We start from the raw sequence: 22,395 nt of genomic DNA on the forward strand, positions 1-22,395 counted from the left end.
AGTCAGCAACCGCCGCCGACGGATAACCGGGACCACCCGGAGACACGCCTGATGAGCGAGCTTTTCTACAACGCCGTGCCCAATGCGACCCGTGTCGCCCCGCCCCTGCGCGAACCGCGTCAGTACCCCAGCGAAAAACCGCCGCGGGTCTACCTGTTCGGCACCTGCGTGGTCGACCTGTTCTATCCCGAAGCCGGGATGGACGCGATTCACCTGCTGGAACGCGAAGGCATTCGCGTGGAGTACCCGCAAGGGCAAAGCTGCTGCGGACAACCGGCCTACACCTCGGGTTACACCGAGCAGGCACGGACCGTGGCGCGCTCGCAACTGGCATTGTTTGCCGGGGACTATCCGGTGGTAGTGCCGTCGGGTTCCTGCGCCGGCATGCTGCGCGAACATTACGCCGACTTGTTCAAGGACGAGCCGGACACCCTGCAACAAGTCCAGGCCCTCGCGGCCCGGACCTATGAACTGGCGGAGTTCCTGCTGTTTGTCTGCAAGGTGCAGCTCAAGGACAGCGGTGAACCGGTCAAAGTCGCCCTGCACACCTCGTGCTCGGCGCGCCGGGAAATGAACACCCACCTGCACGGTCGCGAGCTATTGGCGCAACTGGACAACGTGGAGCGGGTTGAGCACAGCCATGAAAGCGAATGCTGTGGCTTCGGTGGGACTTTCAGCGTCCGTATGCCAGACATTTCCGGAGCGATGGTCGCCGACAAGACCCGCGCCCTGAAGGAATCCGGCGCACACCAGGTGCTGAGTGCCGATTGCGGCTGCCTGATGAACATCAATGGCGCCCTGGAAAAACAGCAGCAAGCGTTGCGTGGCCAACACCTGGCCAGTTTCATCTGGCAACGTACCGGAGGTGCCCGATGAGCGCCCCGGCCTTGATCCCGACGGTTGCCGTCGAGGAGGATTTTCGCACCCGGGCCCACACCGCCCTGGGTGACCAGCAACTGCGCAACAACTTTCGCAGTGCCATGGATTCACTGATGACCAAGCGGGCAACATCGTTCAGCGATGCCCACGAAAGAGAACACCTGCGCGTCCTAGGCAATGCTGTCAGGGCCCGCGCGCTCTCCAAGCTGCCCGACCTGCTCGAGCAACTGGAACAGAACCTGACCCGCAACGGTGTGACCGTGCACTGGGCGGAAACGGTGGACGAGGCCAATGGCATCGTCCTTTCGATCATCCGCGCTCACGAGGCGCGGCAAGTGATCAAGGGCAAATCGATGGTCAGCGAAGAGATGGAAATGAACCATGTCCTCGCTGAACAGGGCATTGAATGCCTGGAATCGGACATGGGCGAGTTCATCGTCCAGCTCGACCACGAGAAGCCTTCACACATCATTATGCCGGCGATCCACAAGAATGCCGGTCAGGTCGCGTCCTTGTTCCACGACAAACTTGGCGTGGAATACACCAAGGACGTTGACCAACTCATTCAGATCGGTCGCACGGTCTTGCGACAGAAGTTCTTCGAAGCTGACATCGGCGTCTCCGGCGTCAACTTCGCGGTGGCCGAAACCGGCACCCTGCTGCTGGTGGAAAACGAAGGCAACGGCCGCATGTCAACCACCGTGCCACCGGTGCATATCGCGGTCACCGGCATTGAAAAAGTCGTGGAAAACCTGCGCGACGTGGTGCCGCTGCTGTCCTTGCTGACGCGCTCGGCCCTCGGCCAGCCGATCACCACCTACGTCAACATGATCTCCGGCCCGCGCAAGGCCGACGAGCTCGACGGCCCGCAAGAAGTGCACCTGGTGCTGCTGGACAACGGTCGCAGCCAGGCGTTTGCCGACAGCGAACTGCGCCAGACCCTCAACTGCATCCGCTGCGGCGCCTGCATGAACCACTGCCCGGTCTACACCCGCATCGGCGGCCACGCCTATGGCGAGGTCTACCCGGGCCCCATCGGCAAGATCATCACCCCGCACATGGTCGGCCTGGCGAAAGTCCCGGACCATCCGAGCGCCTCGTCGCTGTGCGGCGCCTGCGGCGAAGTGTGTCCGGTGAAAATTCCGATCCCGGCCCTGCTGCGGCGCCTGCGCGAAGAAAACGTCAAGGCCCCGGACAGCCCGCATCAGGTCATGCGCGGCCAGGGCAGCAAGTATTCGCGCAAGGAACGCCTGATGTGGAACGCCTGGGCGCGGCTTAACAGCTCGCCGAAGCTGTATCGCCTGTTCACTGTACTCGCCACGCGCCTGCGCGCCCTCGCGCCGAACAATGTCGGGCCCTGGACGCAAAACCACAGCGCGCCGAAACCCGCCGCTCGTTCACTGCACGACATGGCCCGCGAGCATCTGGCTAAACAGGGAGACCGTTGATGAGCGCCAAACAGAACATCCTCGCCAAGCTGCGCAACAGCCTCACCGGCACGACACCGGTCGCCGACAATTTCGACGAAGCGCTGGTGACCGAGCCGTACACCTACACCGCCGAGCAACGCATCCCACAGCTGCGCAAGCTGATGGAAGCGGTGCATACCGAAATCCACCTGACCTCCGGCGCCAACTGGCCACAACTGCTCGGGCAATTGCTGCTGGAACGGCAGATTCCCAGCCTGTTGATCGCACCCAGCACGCCCCATGGACAACGTGTCGTACAGCATTGGGCGAACCAACCTGCCCTGCCGACGCTGAAAGCCTACGACCGCCCCGTGGAAGAATGGAAAGCCGAACTGTTCAACGACACCCCGGCCAGCCTCACCACCACCCTCGGCGCCATCGCCGCCACCGGCAGCCTGATCATCTGGCCGACCCGCGAAGAACCGCGCCTGATGAGCCTGGTGCCGCCGGTGCATTTCGCCCTGCTCAAGGCCAGCGAAATCCGCGACAACTTCTATCAGGTGCAGCAGCAATTCAACTGGGCCCAAGGCATGCCAACCAACGCCTTGCTGGTGTCCGGCCCGTCGAAAACCGCTGACATCGAACAAGTCCTGGCTTACGGCGCCCATGGCCCGAAAGACCTGGTGGTGCTGATCCTGGAGGACCAATGACCTTACCGGCGGCTTTCCTGCGTGATGCGCAGCAACTGATTCCCCAAGAGCGACGCTTCGACGACCCGCTCTCGACCCTGGCCTTCGGCACCGACGCCAGCTTCTACCGGCTGATTCCGCAGCTGGTGATCCGCGTCGAATCCGAAGACGAAGTGGTCGCCCTGCTGCACCTGGCCCAGCGCGACCGCGTCCCCGTGACCTTTCGCGCCGCCGGCACCAGCCTCTCCGGCCAGGCCATCAGCGACTCGGTACTGATCGTCCTCGGCGATAACTGGAACGGCCGCGAGATTCGTGCCCAGGGCACGCAGATCCGCCTGCAACCGGGCGTCATCGGCGCGCAGGCCAACGCCTGGCTGGCGCCGTTCGGGCGCAAGATCGGCCCGGATCCCGCGTCGATCAACGCCTGCAAAATCGGCGGCATCGTCGCCAACAACGCCAGCGGCATGTGCTGCGGCACGGCGCAAAATACCTACCACACCCTGGCCGGGATTCGCCTGGTGCTGGCCGATGGCAGCCGCCTCGACACCGAAGACCCCAACAGCGTCGCCGCCTTCCGCAGCAGCCACGCCGAGCTGCTGGAGCGCCTGGCGACACTGGGCCGCGAAACCCGCGCCAACACTGATCTCGCGGCGAAAATTCGCCACAAATACCGTCTGAAAAATACCACCGGCCTGTCACTCAATGCCCTGGTGGATTACGACGAGCCTGTGGATATCTTGAGCCACCTGCTGGTCGGCTCCGAAGGCACCCTGGGCTTCATCAGCGCGGTGACCTACGACACCGTGCTCGACCACCCCAACAAGGCGTCAGCGCTGATCGTCTTCCCGGACGTGGAAACCTGCTGCAACGCCGTGTCCGTGCTGAAAAGCCAACCGGTGTCTGCCGTCGAACTGCTCGACCGCCGCAGCCTGCGCTCGGTGCAGGACAAACCCGGGATGCCGGCCTTCGTCCGCGAACTGTCGAACAACGCCTGCGCGCTGCTGATCGAATCCCGCGCCGCATCGTCGGCGCTGCTGCACGAACAACTGGCGCAGATCATGGCTTCGCTGGCCGCGTTTCCAGTGGAGAAGCAAGTCGACTTCAGCGAAGACCCGGCAGAAAACGCCCGACTCTGGGCGATCCGCAAAGACACCTTTCCGGCCGTTGGCGCAGTGCGCAAGACCGGGACCACGGTGATCATCGAAGACGTGACCTTCCCGGTGGAACAACTGGCCATCGGCGTCAACCGCCTGATCGAGCTGTTCGACAAACACCACTACGACGAAGCGATCCTGTTCGGACACGCCCTGGAAGGCAATCTGCACTTCGTCTTCACCCAAGGCTTCAACAACCCGGAAGAAGTCGCACGCTACCAGGCGTTCATGGACGACGTCGCACAACTGGTGGCCGTGGAGTTTGGCGGCTCGCTGAAAGCCGAGCACGGCACCGGCCGCAACATGGCGCCCTTCGTCGAACTGGAATGGGGCAGCGATGCCTACCAGTTGATGTGGCAACTCAAGCGCCTGCTCGACCCCAACGGCATCCTCAACCCGGACGTGGTCCTCAGCGAAGATCCGCAGATTCACCTCAAGCACCTGAAACCCTTGCCGGCTGCCGACGAAATCGTCGACAAGTGCATCGAATGCGGCTTCTGCGAGCCGGTCTGCCCGTCCAAAGGCCTGACCTTGAGCCCGCGCCAGCGCATCGTGATCTGGCGTGACATCCAGGCGAAAAAACGTGCCGGCATCGACACCCGGGAGCTGGAACAGGCCTACGAATACCAGGGCCTCGACACCTGCGCCGCCACCGGCCTCTGTGCGCAACGCTGCCCGGTCGGCATCAACACCGGCGAGCTGGTGAAAAAACTGCGGGCGCGCAGCGCTACCCATCAGAAAACCGCTAACTGGCTTGAAGGCAATTTCGCCACTGCCCTGCAAGGCGCGCGTTTCACCCTGCACGTCGCCAACGGGGCGCGCATGCTCCTCGGGGCGCCACGCCTGAGCAAGCTGACGGCCAGCCTGAACAAACTATCCAAGGGCCAAATTCCCCTGTGGACCAACGCCATGCCGCAACCGGAGCGCGCCATTCGCTTCAGTCCTACGGTCAATGACCAACGCCCGCGCGTGGTCTACCTGCCAGCCTGCGTGTCACGGGCCATGGGCCCGGCGGTGGGTGATAAAGAGCAGATGTCGCTGTACGACAAAACCCGTGGCCTGCTGGAAAAAGCCGGTTATCAGGTAGTCCTCCCGGACAACCTCGACAGCCTGTGCTGCGGCCAGCCGTTCGCTTCCAAAGGCTACGCGGAACAGGCCGAACACAAACGCCAGGAACTGCTCGGCGCACTGCTCCACGCCAGCCGCGGCGGGCTCGACCCGATCTACTGCGACACCAGCCCCTGCACCCTGCGCCTGGTCCAGGACCTCGGCGATGTTCGCCTCGATCTGTACGACCCGGTGCGCTTCATCCGCACCCACCTGCTGCAGCGCCTGGACTTCACCCCGCAGGACGCGCCGATTGCCGTCCACGTGACCTGCAGCACCCAACACCTGGGCGAAAGCCAGGCGCTGATCGACATCGCCCGCCGCTGCAGCAACAACGTCGTCATCCCCGAAGGCATCCACTGCTGCGGCTTCGCCGGCGACAAAGGCTTCACCACCCCGCAACTCAACGCCCACGCCCTGCGCACCCTCAAGGACGCCGTGCAGCATTGCAGCGAAGGCCTCTCCACCAGCCGCACCTGCGAAATCGGCCTGACCCAACACGGCGGCATCGACTACCACAGCCTGGTCTACCTCGTAGACCGCGTCACCCAAGCCAGCCCTCTACCTCCAACCAACCCCCACGCTCTACCTCTGTAGGAGCTGGCTTGCCAGCGAAGAACGTCAACGATAACGCCCCCCCATTGACGTTCTTCGCCAGCAGCTCACCCCCTCCCCCCATCAAACAATCAAAAAAAAACCGAATTCCTACGCCCGGCTATAGTCATTTAGCTAAGCCCTGCCAAAGAGCTTGAAGCCCCCCTCGGCCAGCAGCCCCATCGACCGGCAGCACCGAGCCCTCATGCACAAGGAGATACCCATGAAGCACTCTGCACTGGCTGGAATGTTCATCACCGCGGCACTGTTGGCCTCACCGGTGTTTGCTGCGGAAGATCTGTGCGCCACCAACATCCAATCACTTCAGGACACTGTCGACAAAGGCCTGGCCGTGGGTGAAAACTCCCTCGACAACATCAAGGCCGCCCTGGACAAAGCCAAGGCAGCCCAGGCCTCCGGCAACGACAAGGACTGCATCGCCATCTCCACCGGCATGCTGCAAAAAATCCAGCTCCGCGAACCGAGCAAAGGCTGATGCACACACAGGCCAACCTTCGGGTTGGCCTTATCGCCATCACTGGCGTACACTACGCAGGCTTGCTGCTCAAAATGTTTCGCAGAGCAGCAGGCTCGGGGCCGTTTTGGATTCGACGCTGGTTGCGAAACTTTAGGTGCATGCCGAGTTGGTAACAGAACTCGTAAATCCACTGTTGCAACTACTTATAGTTGCCAATGACGATAACTACGGCCAGGAATTCGCTATCGCTGCGTAAGCAGCCTTAGATCCTGAGCTTCTGGTACCTTCGGGTCCAGCAATCACCAGGGGATGTCTGTAAACCCAAAGTGATTGTCATATAGAACAGAATCGCCGTGCAGTACGTTGTGGACGAAGCGGCTAAAACTTACACAACTCGCCCAAAGCACCCTGCCCGTCGGGTCGCTGAGGGTTAACTTAATAGACACGGCTACGCATGTAGTACCGACAGCGGAGTACTGGCGGACGGGGGTTCAAATCCCCCCGGCTCCACCAAATGATCAATCAAAGACGTCCACGGACGTCTTTTTTTGTGCCTGCAACCTAGCAACTACGCGGCCTCCAGCGCTTTTGCGGTCTTTGAAGAGTTTTTGAGTTCCGGCCGTTCGGGTATTCCAGAAGGTATTCCAGCTCATCCGGTGCTAATCTTTGGAATACCGAACCAGTGCCTGAGGACAATCTCATGCCTGCTCAAAACCTCCGCCTCTCCGATCGACAACTCAAGGGAGTCAAACCCGCGTCCAAGGATTACGTCCTCACGGACGGTGACGGTTTGCAGCTCCGCGTACGCAGCAACGGCTCGTTGCTGTGGAATTTCAACTACCGCGAACCGGTGACCAAGAAGCGCATCAACATCGGCTTCGGGACCTACCCCGAACTGTCACTGGCGAACGCACGAAAGAAGGCAGTCGAAGCCCGCGAGCTGCTCGCCCAGGGCATTGATCCGAAGGTGCAGCGCAATACGCTGAATGAAGCCAAGCGTGCTGAGACGGAACACACTTTCGAGAACGTGGCTACCGCCTGGTTCGAGCTAAAAAAAGACTCGGTTACCCCGGCCTACGCCGAGGACATTTGGCGGTCGCTCACGCTGCACGTGTTCCCCGATTTGAAGACGACCCCACTCGCGAAAATCACCGCGCCGATGGTGATCGCATTGCTTCGTCCAATCGAAGCGAAAGGCAGCTTGGAAACGGTCAAACGTCTTAGCCAGCGACTAAACGAGATCATGACCTACGGCGTCAACTCCGGCCTGATCTTCGCTAACCCGCTCACCGGCATTCGGGCAGTATTCAAGAAGCCCAAGAAAGAGAACATGGCTGCGCTTCCGCCCGAAGAACTCCCCGAGCTCATGCTGGAGATAGCGAACGCCAGCATCAAACGCACTACCCGCTGCCTGATCGAATGGCAGTTGCACACCATGACTCGTCCTGCCGAGGCAGCGACTACTCGCTGGGCTGACATCGACTTTGAAAGGCGTGTCTGGACCATCCCACCGGAGCGGATGAAGAAGCGCCGCCCACATAGCATCCCGTTGAGTGATCACGCCGTCGCTTTGTTGGAGTCACTGAAGACTCACAGCGGCCATCGCGAATACGTCTTCCCGGCAGACAGAAATCCACGCACCCACGCCAATAGCCAAACGGCCAACATGGCGTTGAAGCGCATGGGCTTCCAAGATCGCTTGGTCAGCCACGGCATGCGCTCGATGGCCAGTACCATCTTGAATGAACATGGGTGGGACCCGGAACTCATTGAGGTCGCCCTGGCGCATGTCGACAAGGATGAAGTGCGCAGCGCTTACAACCGAGCCGACTACATCGAGCGCCGGCGTCCGATGATGGCTTGGTGGAGTGAGTACATCCAGAAAGCCGCCACCGGAAGCCTGCTCGCCTCAGCATACGGCCAAGTCAGAGACAAGAACGTGGTGCCGATTCGCTAGCGCTATGCACGCGCAATAACGGCAACGACAACAACTGAGCGTTCAAGATTCAGGGAAAGCAGCCTCGTTTATCCGCTTGTCAGCGCGGGTCCATCCAAACAGGGCTGCAAAGCCGCCCTGTTTGGATGGACCTCACTTTGAAGAGCTATAAGCCACGACGTTGTCCGGGATTTACCACGGAACTCCGCCAATGGATAACCGCTTTTCACGTCCCCAAGAGCACTGAATTTCGGCCCTTGACCGGGTTTATCCACAGGCGTAGAACTGGCCGTGCAAGCGCTGTCGATGACAGCACCCCAGGTGACCCGAACCTTAAAGGTCACGCCGCTCCCACGGTGGTTCTCCCCAAGGGCGATTCGCATCCGGCAGCTCGCCCGGTCACCTCCCCGGTGATGGATGCCAACTACATTTCATGGCCCTCGTGCGCCAGACAACACCTCCTACTTCGCTGCCCTGCAGCAACCTATTCGCTTGGCCGAATCTTGCGCCAACCTGTGCCCGTCTCTTTCTCCTGGAAAGAGACGGGCACTTCTACCACTGCTGCAGCCCTGATCGCACATGGCTTTGCGGCAATCCCCCTCGTGACAATCGGCGTGACAAACGCCGATGTCACCAGCAACAGCCATGTAGATGGTGGTGCCGCAGACCACGGAATGGACTGCACCTGACTGACAGTCAGGCATGCCCCGGTCATCGCATTGCTGCGTTCACCCGGCTCAGGATCTTCAGGCGCTGGTTTAGTCAGCCAGCACTGCCTCCACCCGCCCACCGGCAACGGTGTTGAGGAGGCCAGATCATGAGATGCCCTTGCTCCCGGACGTAAGGAGCCGCCAGTCCCGCGTAGAGGACATTCCCCACAGGTCGCAGGGGCCTTGATCCCTGATAACACTCAGCATTCTTGGCGGGATGACGTGGGGCGAGGATTGGAGAACGGCAAATGAGGTGACCAACATGGCATTGGTGGGTAGACGAGATGGTCGTAATTTCGGCTATGGCAGGCAATTGAGCTACGCAGGGCCGCAAGCGCTGAAAGACCTGTTTGGCGGAGGCCACTACGGCACGGTCAGGGCGCACAGTGATCGGTGGCAGGCATTCGTGAAGTGGTGCCGCTCCGAACAGGGGCCCGGCATCAATGATGCGCGGCAAATTGATCGGAAGGTGTTAGCCGACTACGCGGCGTATCTACGCGACGTGGTTAGGCGCGGTGACCTCGCCGTCAGCACCGCTCAAAATCGACTATCCAGCGTTAACAGGACTATGGCGGCGCTTCGCGGTGATCAGTGCGTGAAGTTGCCAAGTCCGAGCAATGCGTTGGGTATGCTGCGCACTGGGGTTCGACAGTCAGTGCCGCAGGGCCAGGATCGCGAGCATGTGAAGCAGATAGTCGATGCGCTTTGCAGCCAACATCATCTACGCGCCGCCGCGATCGTTCTGTTGGCACGAGCCACTGGCATGCGTTTACGTGAAGCCATCTTGGCAGACCTGCCACGGCTAAGCCGTGAGGCTAACGACCTAGGCAGGATCAACATCCAGGACGGCACCAAAGGTGGCCGCGCCGGTGCCTCGGCACCTCGCTGGATTGCGGTGGACGAACATGTTCAAAGCGCACTTGGATTTGCACAGCGGGTGTCGCCCGGAACTAGCCGCAACCTGATTGCGTCACATGAAAGCTACCTGAATGTTCTGCAAGAAATCATCCGCCCTGCCCGAGACATCCTGCATGCACACAACCTCAAAGGCTTCCATGAGCTACGAGCGGCGTACGCATGTGAGCGCTACGAGCACATAACCCAATACCCCGCGCCAATCAATGGCGGCCAATGTTGCCAGGTAGACAGGAACCTTGATCGAGAGGCCCGACGACAAATCAGCTATGAGCTGGGGCACGGGCGGATCGACGTGGTCGCTGCCTACATTGGAGGGCGCGCATGAGCAGGTCATTCGACATGGAGCTGTTCTTGTCTACGGTGTTGACGGGCTCGCACGCAACTCGGCAACGCCATGTGCGACAGGCGAAAATCATACAGGCCGAGATTGCAGAGCGCTGGCAGCGACAAACACCTTGGGCTTGGCAGCAGAAGCATGTGATTTGGTTTCTCGAGAAGCGCCTAGCCCGACGCAGCAACGCAACGCGGTATTACTACCTCCTAACATTGCGACTGCTAGCTCGTCGCTTAGAAAAGTCATGGGTATGAAAATGATAGGCAAGGGCATTGAGAACAGTAATTTGATCTCATTACTCTGTCTTGTTGAGCGCAGCCATATTAAAGCGCTAACTCAAAAAGCCTCTGGCGCCCTTCCGGAGGAGCAGGGCATCCAGGACCGTACCCCCAGTGCCATCTGGACTCAGGAAAGATGACCCACCAAGATGCTCGTGGTTGCCGCCGCGATCTCAAGAGACGTAAAGTCCCTCCACAAGCACCACTAACAATGTGCAGTGTTTCCTGAATCAAGGCCACGGAAGATCAGAAATGAGCGAATCCCCTTTCCTCAGATACAAGGACATGCTCGTCAGCGAGCACAGCGCCTCCGCAAAATGCCTGCGGTCAATCGTTCTGTCGATGAATAGCCCTGATAGGTATGCGGTGACAGCAGCCGACCTGAGTGAACTCAGCCCAGAACACTTTGAAGCAGCGCAAGCCTTGATAGGCGTGTTCAAGGATGATTTTGAAAGGAACTGGGAAGCCAGGGGGGTGATTACTGAAATCAAAGAGCACTGGCCGGACTACCTGGATGCGCCTGACGGGATATACCCGTTTCCGAATCCTGACACCATCTTCGTGCCGGATCAGGCCGAGCTTAGCGAGCATTTCCAGCCTTTTTTTGGTATCGATCTCAACCTGGTAAACCCGGATTGGCATGGATATCTGACCATGCTGGGACCGCTGGAGCCGACAGAGCATGAGAACGTGGGAGAAGCGACCGAGGATACTGATTACCACTCCATTCTTTTGCACACGAACTGGATTGGCTTCAAGGTAGAGGAAGGGCGATACCGCCTGATGGGTGACCCACGCTATTTTTTCCTGAATAGGGATAACGAGCATCTGGAAGATCCATATGTTGAAGCTCGCGAGCGCCTAGAGTCGCTGTATGCAGATCAAAGAGCTGCTTACGCGGCGGCCAAAAAAATGTATTCCGAGTCGGGGCGGCTTTTCTCTCCATCAGAACTGGCAGAGAACTACCCACTGTACAAGCTCGAACGAATGGCGTTTGTTGAGCAAGTCGGCGGCGTGGCCGATTTCTCGAAATTCCCCATTTCCAGCCTTACGCTGGGCTATGCGCCGATCGAAAACGGCAGTATCACTGCTGGATACCCGATCAGCCCTGCTGGCCGTCCGTTTCACCACATAGCCAGTGTGCCTGCGCATCATTACCAGAGCTGGGGCGCTGATCTGATCATGATGTTTTATGAGCCGGAAGAAGAGCTGGTTCTGTTTACGTTTTACAACGAGCGCCGTGATGGCGATGGAGACGGCTTTTATTAGCTGGGCCGGCGGTACGCCCGTTGCAAGCTCACTGACTGGCCTTCTGCCATGGTCAAAACCGCCTCACCTTGGTTAAGCTACCGTTACTTACGCATCCGCACTGCGGGATGTGCGCATTGAGTGGCCAAGCAAACGAAGGAACGACCATGGTAGCCTGCAGCAACTTTGCCTTTCTCCAGGAACACGACCCTGTTTTCCTTCAGCTGGCGCGCATGGCCGAGCAAGCATTCGCGAGCGACCCAAACACCACTCTGATCAAGTTGCGCCAATTTGGCGAAGCACTGGCTCAGGATCTGGCCAGCCGCGCGGGTGTCGAGTTTGATGCCCGCACCTCCCAGTCCGACTTGCTGTACAAGCTAAGCCGCGAGATCGAACTGGATCAGAATATTCGCAGCCTATTCCATACCTTGCGCGTGGAAGGCAACAAAGCTACCCACGAGTTTCGTACGCTGCATCGCGAGGCCATGGATGGGCTAAAAGTGGGTCGTGCCCTGGCCATCTGGTATCACCAGTCGTTTGGAGCAGGCAAACGCACCTTCAAACCAGGCCCTTTCGTCACACCCAGTGACCCAAGCGCGTCGCTTCGCGACCTGCAAGGCCAGATTGAACAGCTAAAGGCGCAGCTCAGCGAATCTAGCCAGCAGTTGGAAACCAACCAGCAACTGGCCACCTTGCTCCAACGCGAAGCAGAGGAGTACGCAGTACTCGCCGAGCAGATGGATGCCGAGTCGCGAAACCACAAGCAGTTGGCGGCAGAGCACGAAGCAGCATTGATCAAACTGCGTGCAGAACATGATCAAAACCTCAAGACACTGCAACAGCAGCTCGCCGCACAGCCGCAGGCTGGCAAAGACGTTACGCAGAAAACCAAGAGGGCCAGCAGCAAGTTCCAACTGTCGGAAGACCTGACCCGGATTCTTATTGACCAACTGTTGAACGATGCTGGGTGGGTAGCCGACTCCTTGGAGCTTACTTACAGCAAAGGTGCGCGCCCTGAAAAGGGGAAAAACAAGGCTATCTCTGAATGGCCCACAAGTAGCGCAAAAGCCAGCGCTGACTATGTTTTGTTCGCCGGCCTGATACCCATCGCGATCGTCGAAGCAAAACGGGAAAGCATTGATGTTGCCGACCGAATTACCCAAGCAGAGCGGTACGCCCGCAACTTCCGGCTAGACGTCGAACATCTGCAACCCTGGCCGCTGGATGGCCAAAACCAGCCATGGAATGATGGAAGTGGCAGCCACTTCAAGGTGCCCTTTGCCTTCGCCTGCAATAGCCGCCCTTACATCAAGCAACTGGAAGAAAAGTCCGGTACCTGGTTCCGCGATTTACGCAGCCCGGCAAACACTCGCCGGGCACTGCACAACTTCCACACACCTGGCGATCTCCTCGACCTGCTTAAACGTAGCAAGGCTGAGGCCGAGGAAAAACTGGCAAAGGAAGGTTTTGGCTACCTGAAATTGCGCGGCTACCAAGAGAAAGCCATCATGGCCGTTGAGCAGGCACTGGCTCGCAATCAACGTAAGTGCTTGCTGGCAATGGCGACAGGCACAGGTAAGACCCGCACCATCATTGGTCTGATGTACCGTTTTCTCAAGGCCGAGCGTTTTAAACGGATTCTCTTTCTGGTCGACCGCAGCGCCTTGGGCCAGCAGGCGATTGACTCATTCAACGACGCTAAGCTGGAGCAGAATCACACACTGGCGCAGATCTACGATATCAACGGGTTGGCCGATATGGCTGCCGCAGCGGAAACCCGCATCCAGGTAGCAACCGTCCAGGCCATGGTTAGCCGGATCTTCCGCTCGGATAACCCACCACCCGTAGGGGAGTTTGACTGCATCATCGTCGACGAAGCCCACCGAGGGTATACGCTCGACCAAGAGATGACCGAGGGAGAATTGGCCATACGTGATGCTAGCCAATACCTTTCGCAGTACCGTCGCGTACTTGACTATTTCGACGCGTGCCGCATCGGCCTTACTGCCACACCGGCAAAACAGACCAGCGAAATTTTTGGCAAACCGGTATTCACTTACAGCTACCGGGAGGCCGTGGCCGACGACTGGCTGATAGACCACGAGCCACCGATTCGCTACGAAACCCAGCTTACTGAAAATGGCATTCATTTTGAAAAAGGTGATTCGGTCAGTGTCATCAATACCCAGACGGGGGAAGTCGATACTGCGGAACTGGAAGACGAGCTCAACTTCAGGACCGAATCCTTCAACCGCAGCGTCATTACACCGGCCTTCGACAAGGTCATCTGCGATGAGCTGGTCAAAGAGCTATATCCATTCGGCGAAGAAAAGACCATGATCTTTTGCGTCAACCAAGCTCACGCCGTGCGGGTGAAGAACCTGCTGGATGATGCTTTCAAGGACGCATACGGACAGCAATATAATGAAACGTCAGTGCGTATCATTACCGGCCAGAGCGACAACGTTGAACAATTGATTAGCCGTTACAAGAACGAAAAATACCCCAACATCGCCATCACCGTTGACCTGCTGACAACCGGCATCGACGTACCTACTATCTGCAATCTGGTATTCATGCGTCGTATACGCTCGCGGATCCTCTATGAGCAGATGAAGGGCCGAGCCACCCGGCGCTGTGACGAGATAGGTAAAACAGTATTCCGCATCTATGACCCCGTCGACCTCTATGCCAGCCTGGAAGAGGTCGACACCATGAAGCCATTGGTGAAGAACCCGAATATCTCCCTGGAGCAACTGGTAGGTGAGCTAACCGACGATGCCAGCCACAGCGCCCCGGGCAACCAGGAAGACACCAGCCACGCACATGATGTGCTTGACCAATTGAGCCAAAAGGTCATGCGCATTCTTCGCAAAGCCGAGCACAAAGCCGAGAGCAATCCGGCTATCAAGCAGAAACTCGAGGAGTTGCAGGATGCCTGGGGAGTCGAACCTGGCAAGCTGCATACCCATTTACACGGGCTCGGACCACAACAGGCTGCTGGCTTCGTTCGTCAACACAGTCAACTGATCGAGCAACTGGCGGCTGTCAGCGCCCTACTCGGATCGGAGAGATTCCCGATCATTTCTACGCACGATGACAAACTCACCTTGCGCGAGCAAAGCTATGGCAAGAACCAGAAACCTGCCGACTTTCTGGAAAGCTTCAACGAGTTCATTCACAAGCAACTGAACCAGTCAGTTGCGCTGAGCGTCGTGGTCAACCGCCCCAAGGATTTGACTCGCGAACACTTGCGCGAAGTGCGGTTGCTGCTCGATCAGAACGGTTTCAGCGAAGCCAACCTGAAAAGTGCCTGGCGCAACCAGACCAACTACGAAATAGCAGCCAGCATCCTTGGGTACATTCGGCAAGCAGCGATCGGTGAGGCATTACTGCCGTTCGATCAACGCGTGGGAGATGCCATGAGACGAATTTACGCTATGCAGGCCTGGACACATGCGCAACGGAGCTGGCTGGACCGCCTTGCCAGGCAATTGGTGCATGAGGTTGTGCTCGACGCACAGCAAGTCAATGACGCCTTCCGCGAGGACGGCGGTATGAAAGGTCTGGACCGTAACCTTGGTGGCAACCTGGATGTAGTGCTGGAAGCGTTGAACGATAATCTTTGGTCGGCGGCTGGATGATATTTGATCACTCTGGGCTCGTTCTACGAGCCCTGGCCCCAATCCTCGAGCGTGATAAAAATCCGGGCAGTTCGCTTTCTGCGCCCGCTCCCGATTCGGCCCGCGCAATCGCCTCCCGGCACCTCCATGCAACGCGAGGAAACTTGCTAATCGGTTCAGCCGTGCATATCCTCCCACGCAATACACCCGCCATGCCTATGGTTGCTTCGGCAGCTACAGGCATATTGAGCGGTTTTTTTTTGCCCGGTAGTTTTTGAGCCCTAAGCTGTCAGTACGCCTGCTCTCAACTTTCCTTCGCATCTGGCGCTCCTCAACGCCCCCCAAAATTTTTTGAGAGTTACCATGACCAACTCCGACATCGTCCAGAAACTCTGGAACCTGTGCGACGTACTGCGCGACGATGGTATCAACTACAGCGATTACGTTACCGAACTGGTGTTGCTGCTGTTCATCAAGATGGAATACGAGCAGGTTCAGAACAACGACAACTTCAGCCACAAGCTACCTGAAGGCGCTCGCTGGCCGGACCTGGCAGGTAAATCCGGGCTCACTCTGCTCAACCATTACCGGCAAATGCTGCTGGACCTGGGCAAGAACAGTGATCCACTGATCGCCGCCATCTATGCCGATGCCCAGACCCGGCTCAAGGAGCCGCGCCATCTGGAGCAACTCATCAGAAGCCTGGATGGCATCGACTGGTTCAGCGCCCGCAAGGACGGCCTTGGCGACCTTTACGAGGGTCTGCTGGAAAAGAATGCCAGTGAAACAAAATCCGGGGCTGGCCAGTACTTCACGCCACGCCCGTTGATCGATAGCATCATTCGCTGCATCCAACCGCAGCCTGGTGAGACCATACAGGACCCGGCCGCCGGGACTGCGGGCTTTTTGATTGCTGCTGACGCCTACATAAAAAGCAAGACTGATCAGCACTACAACCTCGACGCCAAGGCCAGGACCTTCCAGCGTAACCGCGCCTTTGTTGGTGTAGAACTCGTCCCAGGCACCCGTCGTCTGGCGCTAATGAATACGCTACTGCATGGCATGGAAGGCGACGAAGAGGGTGTGGTGCACCTGGGTAATGCCCTTGGTCAGACAGGTGCTAGCCTGCCCAAGGTTGACGTCATCCTCTCCAACCCGCCGTTCGGCACTGCCAAGGGCGGCGGCGGGCCCACCCGCGACGACCTAACCTACCGTACCAGCAACAAGCAGCTGGCATTCCTGCAGCACATCTACCGCGGCCTGAAGCCCGGTGGCCGCGCCGCCGTGGTGCTGCCGGATAACGTATTGTTCGAGGTGGGGGTCGGTACTGAGGTTCGTCGTGACCTAATGGACAAGTGCAACCTGCACACTATCCTGCGTCTACCTACCGGTATCTTCTACGCGCAAGGCGTGAAGACCAACGTACTGTTCTTTCAAAAAGGCAGTGTGGAAAACCCGCGCCAAGAGGAAGACTGCACCAAGCGTGTATGGATCTATGACCTGCGCAGCAACATGCCCAGTTTCGGCAAGCGTACCCCTTTCGGCCCCACGCACCTCAAGCCGTTCGAAGATGCCTATGGCGTCGAGCCTAACGGCAATAGCTCGCGAGCCGAGAACGTCGAGGGTATTGGTGAAACCAGCCGCTTCCGCTGCTTTACCCGCGATTATATCCACAATGAACGTGGTGACTCGCTGGACATCAGTTGGCTTAAGGACGAAAGCAGCCTGAATGCCGCCGATCTGCCCGCGCCGGAGGTGCTGGCGGGTGAGGCCATGGCTGAACTAACCGAGGCGCTGCGTGAGTTGGAAGAGTTGATGAAGGCACTGGGAGCGGGAGATGAAGTATTGGCGCAGAGACAGTTGATGGCTGAGGTGATGGGGCTAGCTGTTGCTGAGGAGAATGGCAATGAGTGAGCTGCCAAGTGGATGGGCACGCACAACTCTTGGAACCATTGCCGATTGGGGATCAGGAGGAACTCCATCTCGCAGCGAATCAAGTTTTTACGGCGGGGGAATCCCATGGATAAAAAGTGGAGAGCTCAATAGCCACTACATAACAACGACAGAAGAATATATTACAGAAACCGCTATAAAATCCTCGAGTGCGAAGATTTTTCCTGCGGGCTCCGTGGCCATCGCCATGTATGGGGCGACTATTGGTAAAACGGCCATCCTCGGCATCGATGCGTCTACCAACCAAGCGTGCGCAGTTGGTGTACCTGTTGAAGGTCTTATCGAAAAAGAATACCTGTATAGACTTCTTCAAAATGAAAAGGCAGCTTTCATTGAAAAAGGCAAAGGTGGGGCTCAGCCGAATATTTCGCAAGCCGTCATAAAATCCCATGAGATCGGACTCCCGCCGCTCGCCGAACAAACCCGTATCGCCGCCAAGCTCGACGAACTGCTGGCTCAGGCCGATACTCTGAAAGCCCGCATCAACGGCATCCCTGCGCTGCTCAAACGCTTCCGCCAATCCGTACTAGCTGCAGCGGTTTCTGGGGTTTTGACAGAAAAGTGGCGGGCACTTCAAGAGCAAAATATTGAATGGAAAGAAGCAAGCATCGACTCTGTATGTGCAAGCTCTTTCTATGGACCACGCTTCGGAAAAGGGGACTATGTAACAGACGGATTACCAACAATCCGGACAACAGACATGACCCCCAAAGGTGAGATCCTCATCACAAGTACAACACCTCGAGTAAACGTTCCAAAAGAAAAAATAGAAAACCTCAAGATTTGCAATGGTGACTTGCTCGTAACCAGAACCGGTAGCATTGGGACAATGGCAGTGTTCCGCGGAAACTATGAAGCCATCCCCAGTGCGTACTTAATCAGATTTAGATTTAAGCAGTCAGTATCCGTGGACTTTATATACACCTATTTGACTTCACCCGAGGGTCAAGAAAAACTAGGCCTCGGAATAACCACCACTGCACAACCAAACATTAATGCCAAAACCATTAGAGGCATAATGCTAAATTTCCCTTCAATTGATGAGCAAACAGAAATAGTCCGAAATGTCGATCAACTCTTTGCCTTCGCCGACCAACTGGAAGCCAAAGTCGCTTTGGCTAAGAGTCGTATTGACCAGCTGACTCAAAGTATCTTGGCCAAAGCCTTCCGCGGTGAATTGGTCCCCCAAGACCCGAACGACGAACCCGCCAGCGCTTTACTGAAACGCATCAAAACCCAGCGCACTGCCGCGCCCCAGGCCAAGCAAAGGCGTCGAGCTGCTACGCCGAGCTAAGCCTTTCATCAGGAAGAAGCGAACCATGCCTGTCCCGACCTACGACCAGTTCATAGAGCCCATCCTGCGTTTTCTCGCCGCCCACCCGGAGGGTGCCATCGCGGGCGAGGCCCATGAAGCAGCTGCCTTGACACTTGGTCTGAGCGAGGTACAGCGGCAGGAGACCATCGCCAGCGGCCAGGCTACTTACAAGAACCGCTCCGGCTGGGCGCATGATCGGCTCAAGCGCGCGGGCTATTCCAGCAGCGCAAAGCGTGGCTACTGGCAGCTAACCGACACCGGCCGCGTATTCGCCCAAGCCAATCCGGCCCCGTTGAGCCCAGAGCAGGTCGAGCATCTAGCAGTGAACTTCATGAGCGTAAAGCTGAAGACAGCGCCGGATGCCGCCTCGCTGGATGAAGGCAATGACGCGCCAGCGCCTATTACCAAGACTGACCTCGCAACTAGCAGCCCGCAGGAGCGCCTGAATCAGGCGATCCTAGAACTGCGCACCAGCGTCGCGGGCGATTTGCTGGACAGCCTGTTGCAAGCGAGCCCGACGCGCTTCGAGCACATCGTACTCGACGTCCTGCACAGCTTGGGCTACGGAGCGAACCGTCAGGCACTACAGCAGGTCGGCGGTAGTGGCGACGGCGGAATCGACGGCGTGATCTCGCTCGACGCGCTGGGTCTGGAGAAAGTCTACGTGCAGGCCAAGCGCTGGCAGAACACTGTAGGCCGCCCCGATTTGCAGGCGTTCTATGGCGCCCTGGCAGGACAGAAAGCAAAACGCGGCGTATTCATAACTACCTCTGGCTTCACCGCCCAAGCAGTTGAGTTCGCGCTATCGGTCGAAGGGCTTGTACTGGTCGACGGTAAACGCTTGGTCAATCTGATGTTGGATCACGAGGTCGGAGTCAGCTCGCAGCTTTACAAGGTGCCAAGGCTCGACAGCGACTACTTTGATGAATCGCTTGGCTGAGCTCAAAAATCACCGTCCATCGGAATCCAGGCCATGCAGCGTTCCAACTGGTATTCCAGGCAAGTTGAACAAACAATTATTTACTAGCAAAAACAGATAGATACCAACTGGTTTCAGCTCACCCCGGCCCACCAAATCAACGAAAAAAGACGCCCACGACGTCTTTTTTTGTGCCCGAAATCCATGATCAGATACGTGCTATCACCCGCAGCAAACCTTCCACCTCAGTTAGCGCTGGAGCATAGCCCCCGGGATAGCGGCACGATACGGAGGCGCAGGCCGCTGAAAATCGCAGGCGTGCGCTCAAGTCTGAGATCCCCAGCAAGTCCGCCGCCAACCAACCCGCCATACAAGCGTCTCCTGCTCCAACCGTGTCTTGCACTTTCACGGCAATAGCCGGTTGCTCGAGTTGGCTGTCCGGGGTGTGGAGCATCATCCCGTGCTCCCCTCGGGTAAACAGGATATGCGCCTGAGGGTTGAGCGCGCGAAGCTCGTCCATTGCCTGGTGTTCGGTAAGCCCTGGATAAATATGCCGAAGGTCTTCGTCGGACAGCTTAATCATGTCAGCAAGGGCGGTCATCGTCGGGAAGGTATGCTCCCGATAATGGCTATCCATTAAATTGCGCCAGTTCGGATCATAGCTAATCCGTTTACCAGCCTCTTTTACCTGCTGAGCAATTCTGACCAGCCTGCCTGCGAGTGGCTGTCGAGCCAAACTGATGCAGCTGAAATGACACAGTTCTGCGTGATTGATCCATCCCTCGGGCATCAGATCGGGATCAAAAAACTGATCGGCCTCTCCAGCAAAAAAGTATTTTGGAGGACTGGTTGATGGAACGATGGCGACCAAAGGCGTTCGGTCTACCCGTTGGATAAACCTCATATCCAACGCTGCCGCCTCCGACTGCGAAACTATCTCGTCACCCAGTGAATCCATGCTCACCGACCCGGCAAAAGCGCAGCCAACACCCAAGCGACTTAGCGCTCGTGCAACGTTCCAGGGAGCACCACCCGGGTAGCCCTTCCACTGTCCAGGAGTGCCTTGGACAAGGTCGGTCAGCGCTTCGCCAAATACTACTGCGCGAGGCAATACCATCGTCATTTCCTCAATACTGTGTCGTGGGTCACTGCTGGCTAATCAGCTTCGACCTGTAATCACTTACTCAATACGCCTTGGCGCCTTGGTGTTGGCCGGACGCGTTCAACTATCAAAACCAGGTTTCCATCTGTATGCCGTACTGCCACACGCCTCCAGCATTGAAGTCCGACTTGCCGAAGGAGTCATAGGTGCTGTAGCTGTCCAGGTCCGAAGACCAGTCCATGAGGCTTGCGAACACTCGCAGTTCGGGGCGTGTGAGCAGGTCGCCCACATCAGGCTTGAATGTCGGGGCGATCGTGAATTTCCAGAAGTTACCATCAACCGCATTACGTTGCAGGTAGCCCTTGGGGTCGAGATCCATGGTTTGCCAGCTCATTTCGTAGGCCATCTCGAAATTGCGGTTGATTTCATTGGCCAACCGAACGTTCAGGGTCATCCAGCGGTAATCGTCACCCTTGACGTACCTGTCCTTGCTTTGCTCGGCCAACACGCTGGGGCCGATGCGCCAGCTTGGCGCTATGGGTGTCTCGCCATAAACCGCCAGACGCAGAGCGCGAGCGTCGTCGATCAACTCGCCATCCGAGCCGATGTTCTTGACCTCTGCCCCCAGACCTTGTCCGTAGAGCAGTGCCGTTTTGAAGAAGCCTTCCCTGCCGAAAAAGTCCTTCTGGTGATTGGCCAGCATGCTGTGCAAACCGGAATCTGCAGGCGTCAGACCCGCCTCATTGCTGCGGCTGCCGATGTCGTTTTTCTTTGAACCAATGGCATTGAACATCCACTGCCACGTACCGCTGTCGAAGAACTGGTTGGAGGTCAGGATGTAGCTTTCCACATCGGCATTGATACCGCCCTCACTGAAATCCCCGTAGTTACGGCCGATCAAGGAGTAATTCGAGCGCCAGCCCTTGTTCATCTGCACATCGTAGATTCCACCTCCGGTGCCGGCCAGAAAGACCACGTCCGAGTCCAGCCAGTGGATATCGAAGTTATCCCTATCAAATCGCTTGCCGGCCCACAAAGTGGCGTTCTCGAACACTGTGTTGCCCTTGAAGGCGGCGAGCTGATCGAGTTCAGTGAAGACCTGACGCACGTTCAGGTTGCTCTCGTCGGCCGTCCAGTCATTGGAACTCTCCACGCCGTCGGCGATGGACACGGTGAATTTGGCGCGGGTGCCGTTTTGCGCATAGGCCTCTTTCGACAGGTCGATGCGCATGTAGGTGTCGTCTTCGTTGCCGAGTCGTCCGACTGCACCACCGACTGAGCCGGCCGGGGTTGTATACGGACCGCCACGCCCCCCCCCCAGCCCATCGTTGATCAGTAATCCGGAGCGGGCGTACCCCTTGAAGCTGAAGCCGTCAGTGAGGTGCCCACTGCTGCCCTGCTTTTCCATGCTTTGCTGACGGGCTTCGAGTTTTGCCAGTCGGGTGTCCAAAGCAGGCACCGAAACGGCTGCGGTAGCAGACGCTGCCGGCTGCAAGGCGGGAGTGGCCAGTTTGATCTGTTGCAGTTCTCTGGCAAGTGCCTGAGTTTGCTGTTCGGCGGCGGCGGCACGTTTTTCCGCTGCGCTGGCACGGGCTTCAAACGCAGCCATGCGTTGTTCCAGAGTTGCGGCCTGAGAGGTTGCCACCGAGGTGCCAAGCACACCTGCGAGTAGCCAGCCTGATGCTTTCTGCATGTGGATTCCCTGTTTTGTTTTTATTGTTTTTTGTTGCCGCGACGGAGCAATTTTTC

The 22,395-nt window shown here is 57.8% G+C and carries 15 protein-coding genes and 1 other RNA gene; 14 read left to right on the forward strand and 2 right to left on the reverse strand.

From position 1 onward, the window contains the following. Nucleotides 1-51: 51 nt before the first annotated feature. The 14 genes from ACZYR5_RS28105 to ACZYR5_RS28170 all read left to right on the forward strand — a co-directional run bounded on the left by ACZYR5_RS28105 (nt 52) and on the right by ACZYR5_RS28170 (nt 19,565). Entirely contained in the window at nt 52-876 is an 825-nt protein-coding gene (locus tag ACZYR5_RS28105; protein ID WP_489092459.1) for a (Fe-S)-binding protein, read from the forward strand. Beyond that, the gene (locus ACZYR5_RS28110; RefSeq protein WP_489092460.1) at nt 873-2,327 is read left to right on the forward strand and encodes a LutB/LldF family L-lactate oxidation iron-sulfur protein; all 1,455 of its coding nucleotides are present in this window, start codon (nt 873-875) and stop codon (nt 2,325-2,327) included. The genes ACZYR5_RS28105 and ACZYR5_RS28110 overlap by 4 nt, the downstream gene beginning before the upstream one ends. Beyond that, complete coding sequence (locus ACZYR5_RS28115) at nt 2,327-2,998, forward strand: LutC/YkgG family protein (protein WP_489092461.1); 672 nt, start codon at nt 2,327-2,329, stop codon at nt 2,996-2,998. The genes ACZYR5_RS28110 and ACZYR5_RS28115 overlap by 1 nt, the downstream gene beginning before the upstream one ends. Further along, nucleotides 2,995-5,835: an FAD-binding and (Fe-S)-binding domain-containing protein gene (locus ACZYR5_RS28120; protein ID WP_489092462.1), complete on the forward strand. Its 2,841-nt coding sequence runs from the start codon at nt 2,995-2,997 to the stop codon at nt 5,833-5,835. The genes ACZYR5_RS28115 and ACZYR5_RS28120 overlap by 4 nt, the downstream gene beginning before the upstream one ends. 220 nt (nt 5,836-6,055) lie before the next feature. Continuing rightward, entirely contained in the window at nt 6,056-6,328 is a 273-nt protein-coding gene (locus ACZYR5_RS28125) for a hypothetical protein (protein ID WP_489092463.1), read from the forward strand. Nucleotides 6,329-6,425: 97 nt separating this feature from the next. Next, nucleotides 6,426-6,823: a transfer-messenger RNA gene (ssrA, locus tag ACZYR5_RS28130) on the forward strand. A 187-nt stretch (nt 6,824-7,010) separates the two neighbouring features. Beyond that, a complete protein-coding gene (locus tag ACZYR5_RS28135) occupies nt 7,011-8,267 on the forward strand; it encodes an integrase domain-containing protein (protein WP_489092464.1) in 1,257 nt (418 codons plus the stop codon). Nucleotides 8,268-9,218: 951 nt separating this feature from the next. Beyond that, nucleotides 9,219-10,199 carry an integrase domain-containing protein gene (locus tag ACZYR5_RS28140; protein ID WP_489092465.1) on the forward strand — a complete coding sequence of 327 codons (981 nt, stop codon included), beginning with the start codon at nt 9,219-9,221 and terminating at the stop codon, nt 10,197-10,199. Next, nucleotides 10,196-10,462, forward strand: coding sequence for a hypothetical protein (locus ACZYR5_RS28145; RefSeq protein WP_489092466.1), 267 nt, complete (start codon nt 10,196-10,198; stop codon nt 10,460-10,462). The genes ACZYR5_RS28140 and ACZYR5_RS28145 overlap by 4 nt, the downstream gene beginning before the upstream one ends. Nucleotides 10,463-10,738: 276 nt before the next feature. Next, on the forward strand, nt 10,739-11,755 hold the full coding sequence (locus ACZYR5_RS28150) for a hypothetical protein (protein ID WP_489092467.1): 1,017 nt from the start codon (nt 10,739-10,741) through the stop codon (nt 11,753-11,755). Between the two features lie 146 nt (nt 11,756-11,901). Further along, a complete protein-coding gene (gene hsdR / locus ACZYR5_RS28155; RefSeq protein WP_489092468.1) occupies nt 11,902-15,378 on the forward strand; it encodes a type I restriction-modification system endonuclease in 3,477 nt (1,158 codons plus the stop codon). A gap of 342 nt (nt 15,379-15,720) precedes the next feature. Continuing rightward, nucleotides 15,721-17,271 (forward strand): class I SAM-dependent DNA methyltransferase, encoded by a 1,551-nt coding sequence (locus tag ACZYR5_RS28160; RefSeq protein WP_489092469.1) that lies wholly within the window; start codon nt 15,721-15,723, stop codon nt 17,269-17,271. Further along, nucleotides 17,264-18,604: a restriction endonuclease subunit S gene (locus ACZYR5_RS28165; RefSeq protein ID WP_489092470.1), complete on the forward strand. Its 1,341-nt coding sequence runs from the start codon at nt 17,264-17,266 to the stop codon at nt 18,602-18,604. Before ACZYR5_RS28160 ends, ACZYR5_RS28165 begins: the two co-directional genes overlap by 8 nt. 25 nt (nt 18,605-18,629) lie before the next feature. Then, nucleotides 18,630-19,565, forward strand: coding sequence for a restriction endonuclease (locus tag ACZYR5_RS28170; protein WP_489092471.1), 936 nt, complete (start codon nt 18,630-18,632; stop codon nt 19,563-19,565). Nucleotides 19,566-19,752: 187 nt separating this feature from the next. On the opposite strand, the gene ACZYR5_RS28175 is transcribed toward ACZYR5_RS28170, so the two are convergent. Continuing rightward, the gene (locus ACZYR5_RS28175; RefSeq protein ID WP_489092472.1) at nt 19,753-20,661 is read right to left on the reverse strand and encodes a carbohydrate kinase family protein; all 909 of its coding nucleotides are present in this window, start codon (nt 20,659-20,661) and stop codon (nt 19,753-19,755) included. A 112-nt stretch (nt 20,662-20,773) separates the two neighbouring features. Further along, a complete protein-coding gene (locus ACZYR5_RS28180; protein WP_489092473.1) occupies nt 20,774-22,339 on the reverse strand; it encodes a carbohydrate porin in 1,566 nt (521 codons plus the stop codon). Between the last annotated feature and the right edge of the window lie 56 nt (nt 22,340-22,395).

It is taken from the genome of Pseudomonas sp. F007 (assembly GCF_057814275.1).

Excerpts from the sequence above, each read along its gene's own strand:
- ACZYR5_RS28145 (WP_489092466.1), top strand. The coding sequence starts at position 10,196 with ATGAGCAGGTCATTCGACATGGAGCTGTTCTTGTCTACGGTGTTGACG.
- ACZYR5_RS28120 (WP_489092462.1), top strand. The coding sequence starts at position 2,995 with ATGACCTTACCGGCGGCTTTCCTGCGTGATGCGCAGCAACTGATTCCC.
- ACZYR5_RS28110 (WP_489092460.1), top strand. The coding sequence starts at position 873 with ATGAGCGCCCCGGCCTTGATCCCGACGGTTGCCGTCGAGGAGGATTTT.
- ACZYR5_RS28165 (WP_489092470.1), top strand. The coding sequence starts at position 17,264 with ATGAGTGAGCTGCCAAGTGGATGGGCACGCACAACTCTTGGAACCATT.
- ACZYR5_RS28140 (WP_489092465.1), top strand. The coding sequence starts at position 9,219 with ATGGCATTGGTGGGTAGACGAGATGGTCGTAATTTCGGCTATGGCAGG.
- ACZYR5_RS28150 (WP_489092467.1), top strand. The coding sequence starts at position 10,739 with ATGAGCGAATCCCCTTTCCTCAGATACAAGGACATGCTCGTCAGCGAG.
- ACZYR5_RS28160 (WP_489092469.1), top strand. The coding sequence starts at position 15,721 with ATGACCAACTCCGACATCGTCCAGAAACTCTGGAACCTGTGCGACGTA.
- ACZYR5_RS28170 (WP_489092471.1), top strand. The coding sequence starts at position 18,630 with ATGCCTGTCCCGACCTACGACCAGTTCATAGAGCCCATCCTGCGTTTT.
- ACZYR5_RS28180 (WP_489092473.1), bottom strand. The coding sequence starts at position 22,339 with ATGCAGAAAGCATCAGGCTGGCTACTCGCAGGTGTGCTTGGCACCTCG.
- ACZYR5_RS28175 (WP_489092472.1), bottom strand. The coding sequence starts at position 20,661 with ATGGTATTGCCTCGCGCAGTAGTATTTGGCGAAGCGCTGACCGACCTT.
- hsdR (WP_489092468.1), top strand. The coding sequence starts at position 11,902 with ATGGTAGCCTGCAGCAACTTTGCCTTTCTCCAGGAACACGACCCTGTT.
- ACZYR5_RS28135 (WP_489092464.1), top strand. The coding sequence starts at position 7,011 with ATGCCTGCTCAAAACCTCCGCCTCTCCGATCGACAACTCAAGGGAGTC.
- ACZYR5_RS28115 (WP_489092461.1), top strand. The coding sequence starts at position 2,327 with ATGAGCGCCAAACAGAACATCCTCGCCAAGCTGCGCAACAGCCTCACC.
- ACZYR5_RS28105 (WP_489092459.1), top strand. The coding sequence starts at position 52 with ATGAGCGAGCTTTTCTACAACGCCGTGCCCAATGCGACCCGTGTCGCC.
- ACZYR5_RS28125 (WP_489092463.1), top strand. The coding sequence starts at position 6,056 with ATGAAGCACTCTGCACTGGCTGGAATGTTCATCACCGCGGCACTGTTG.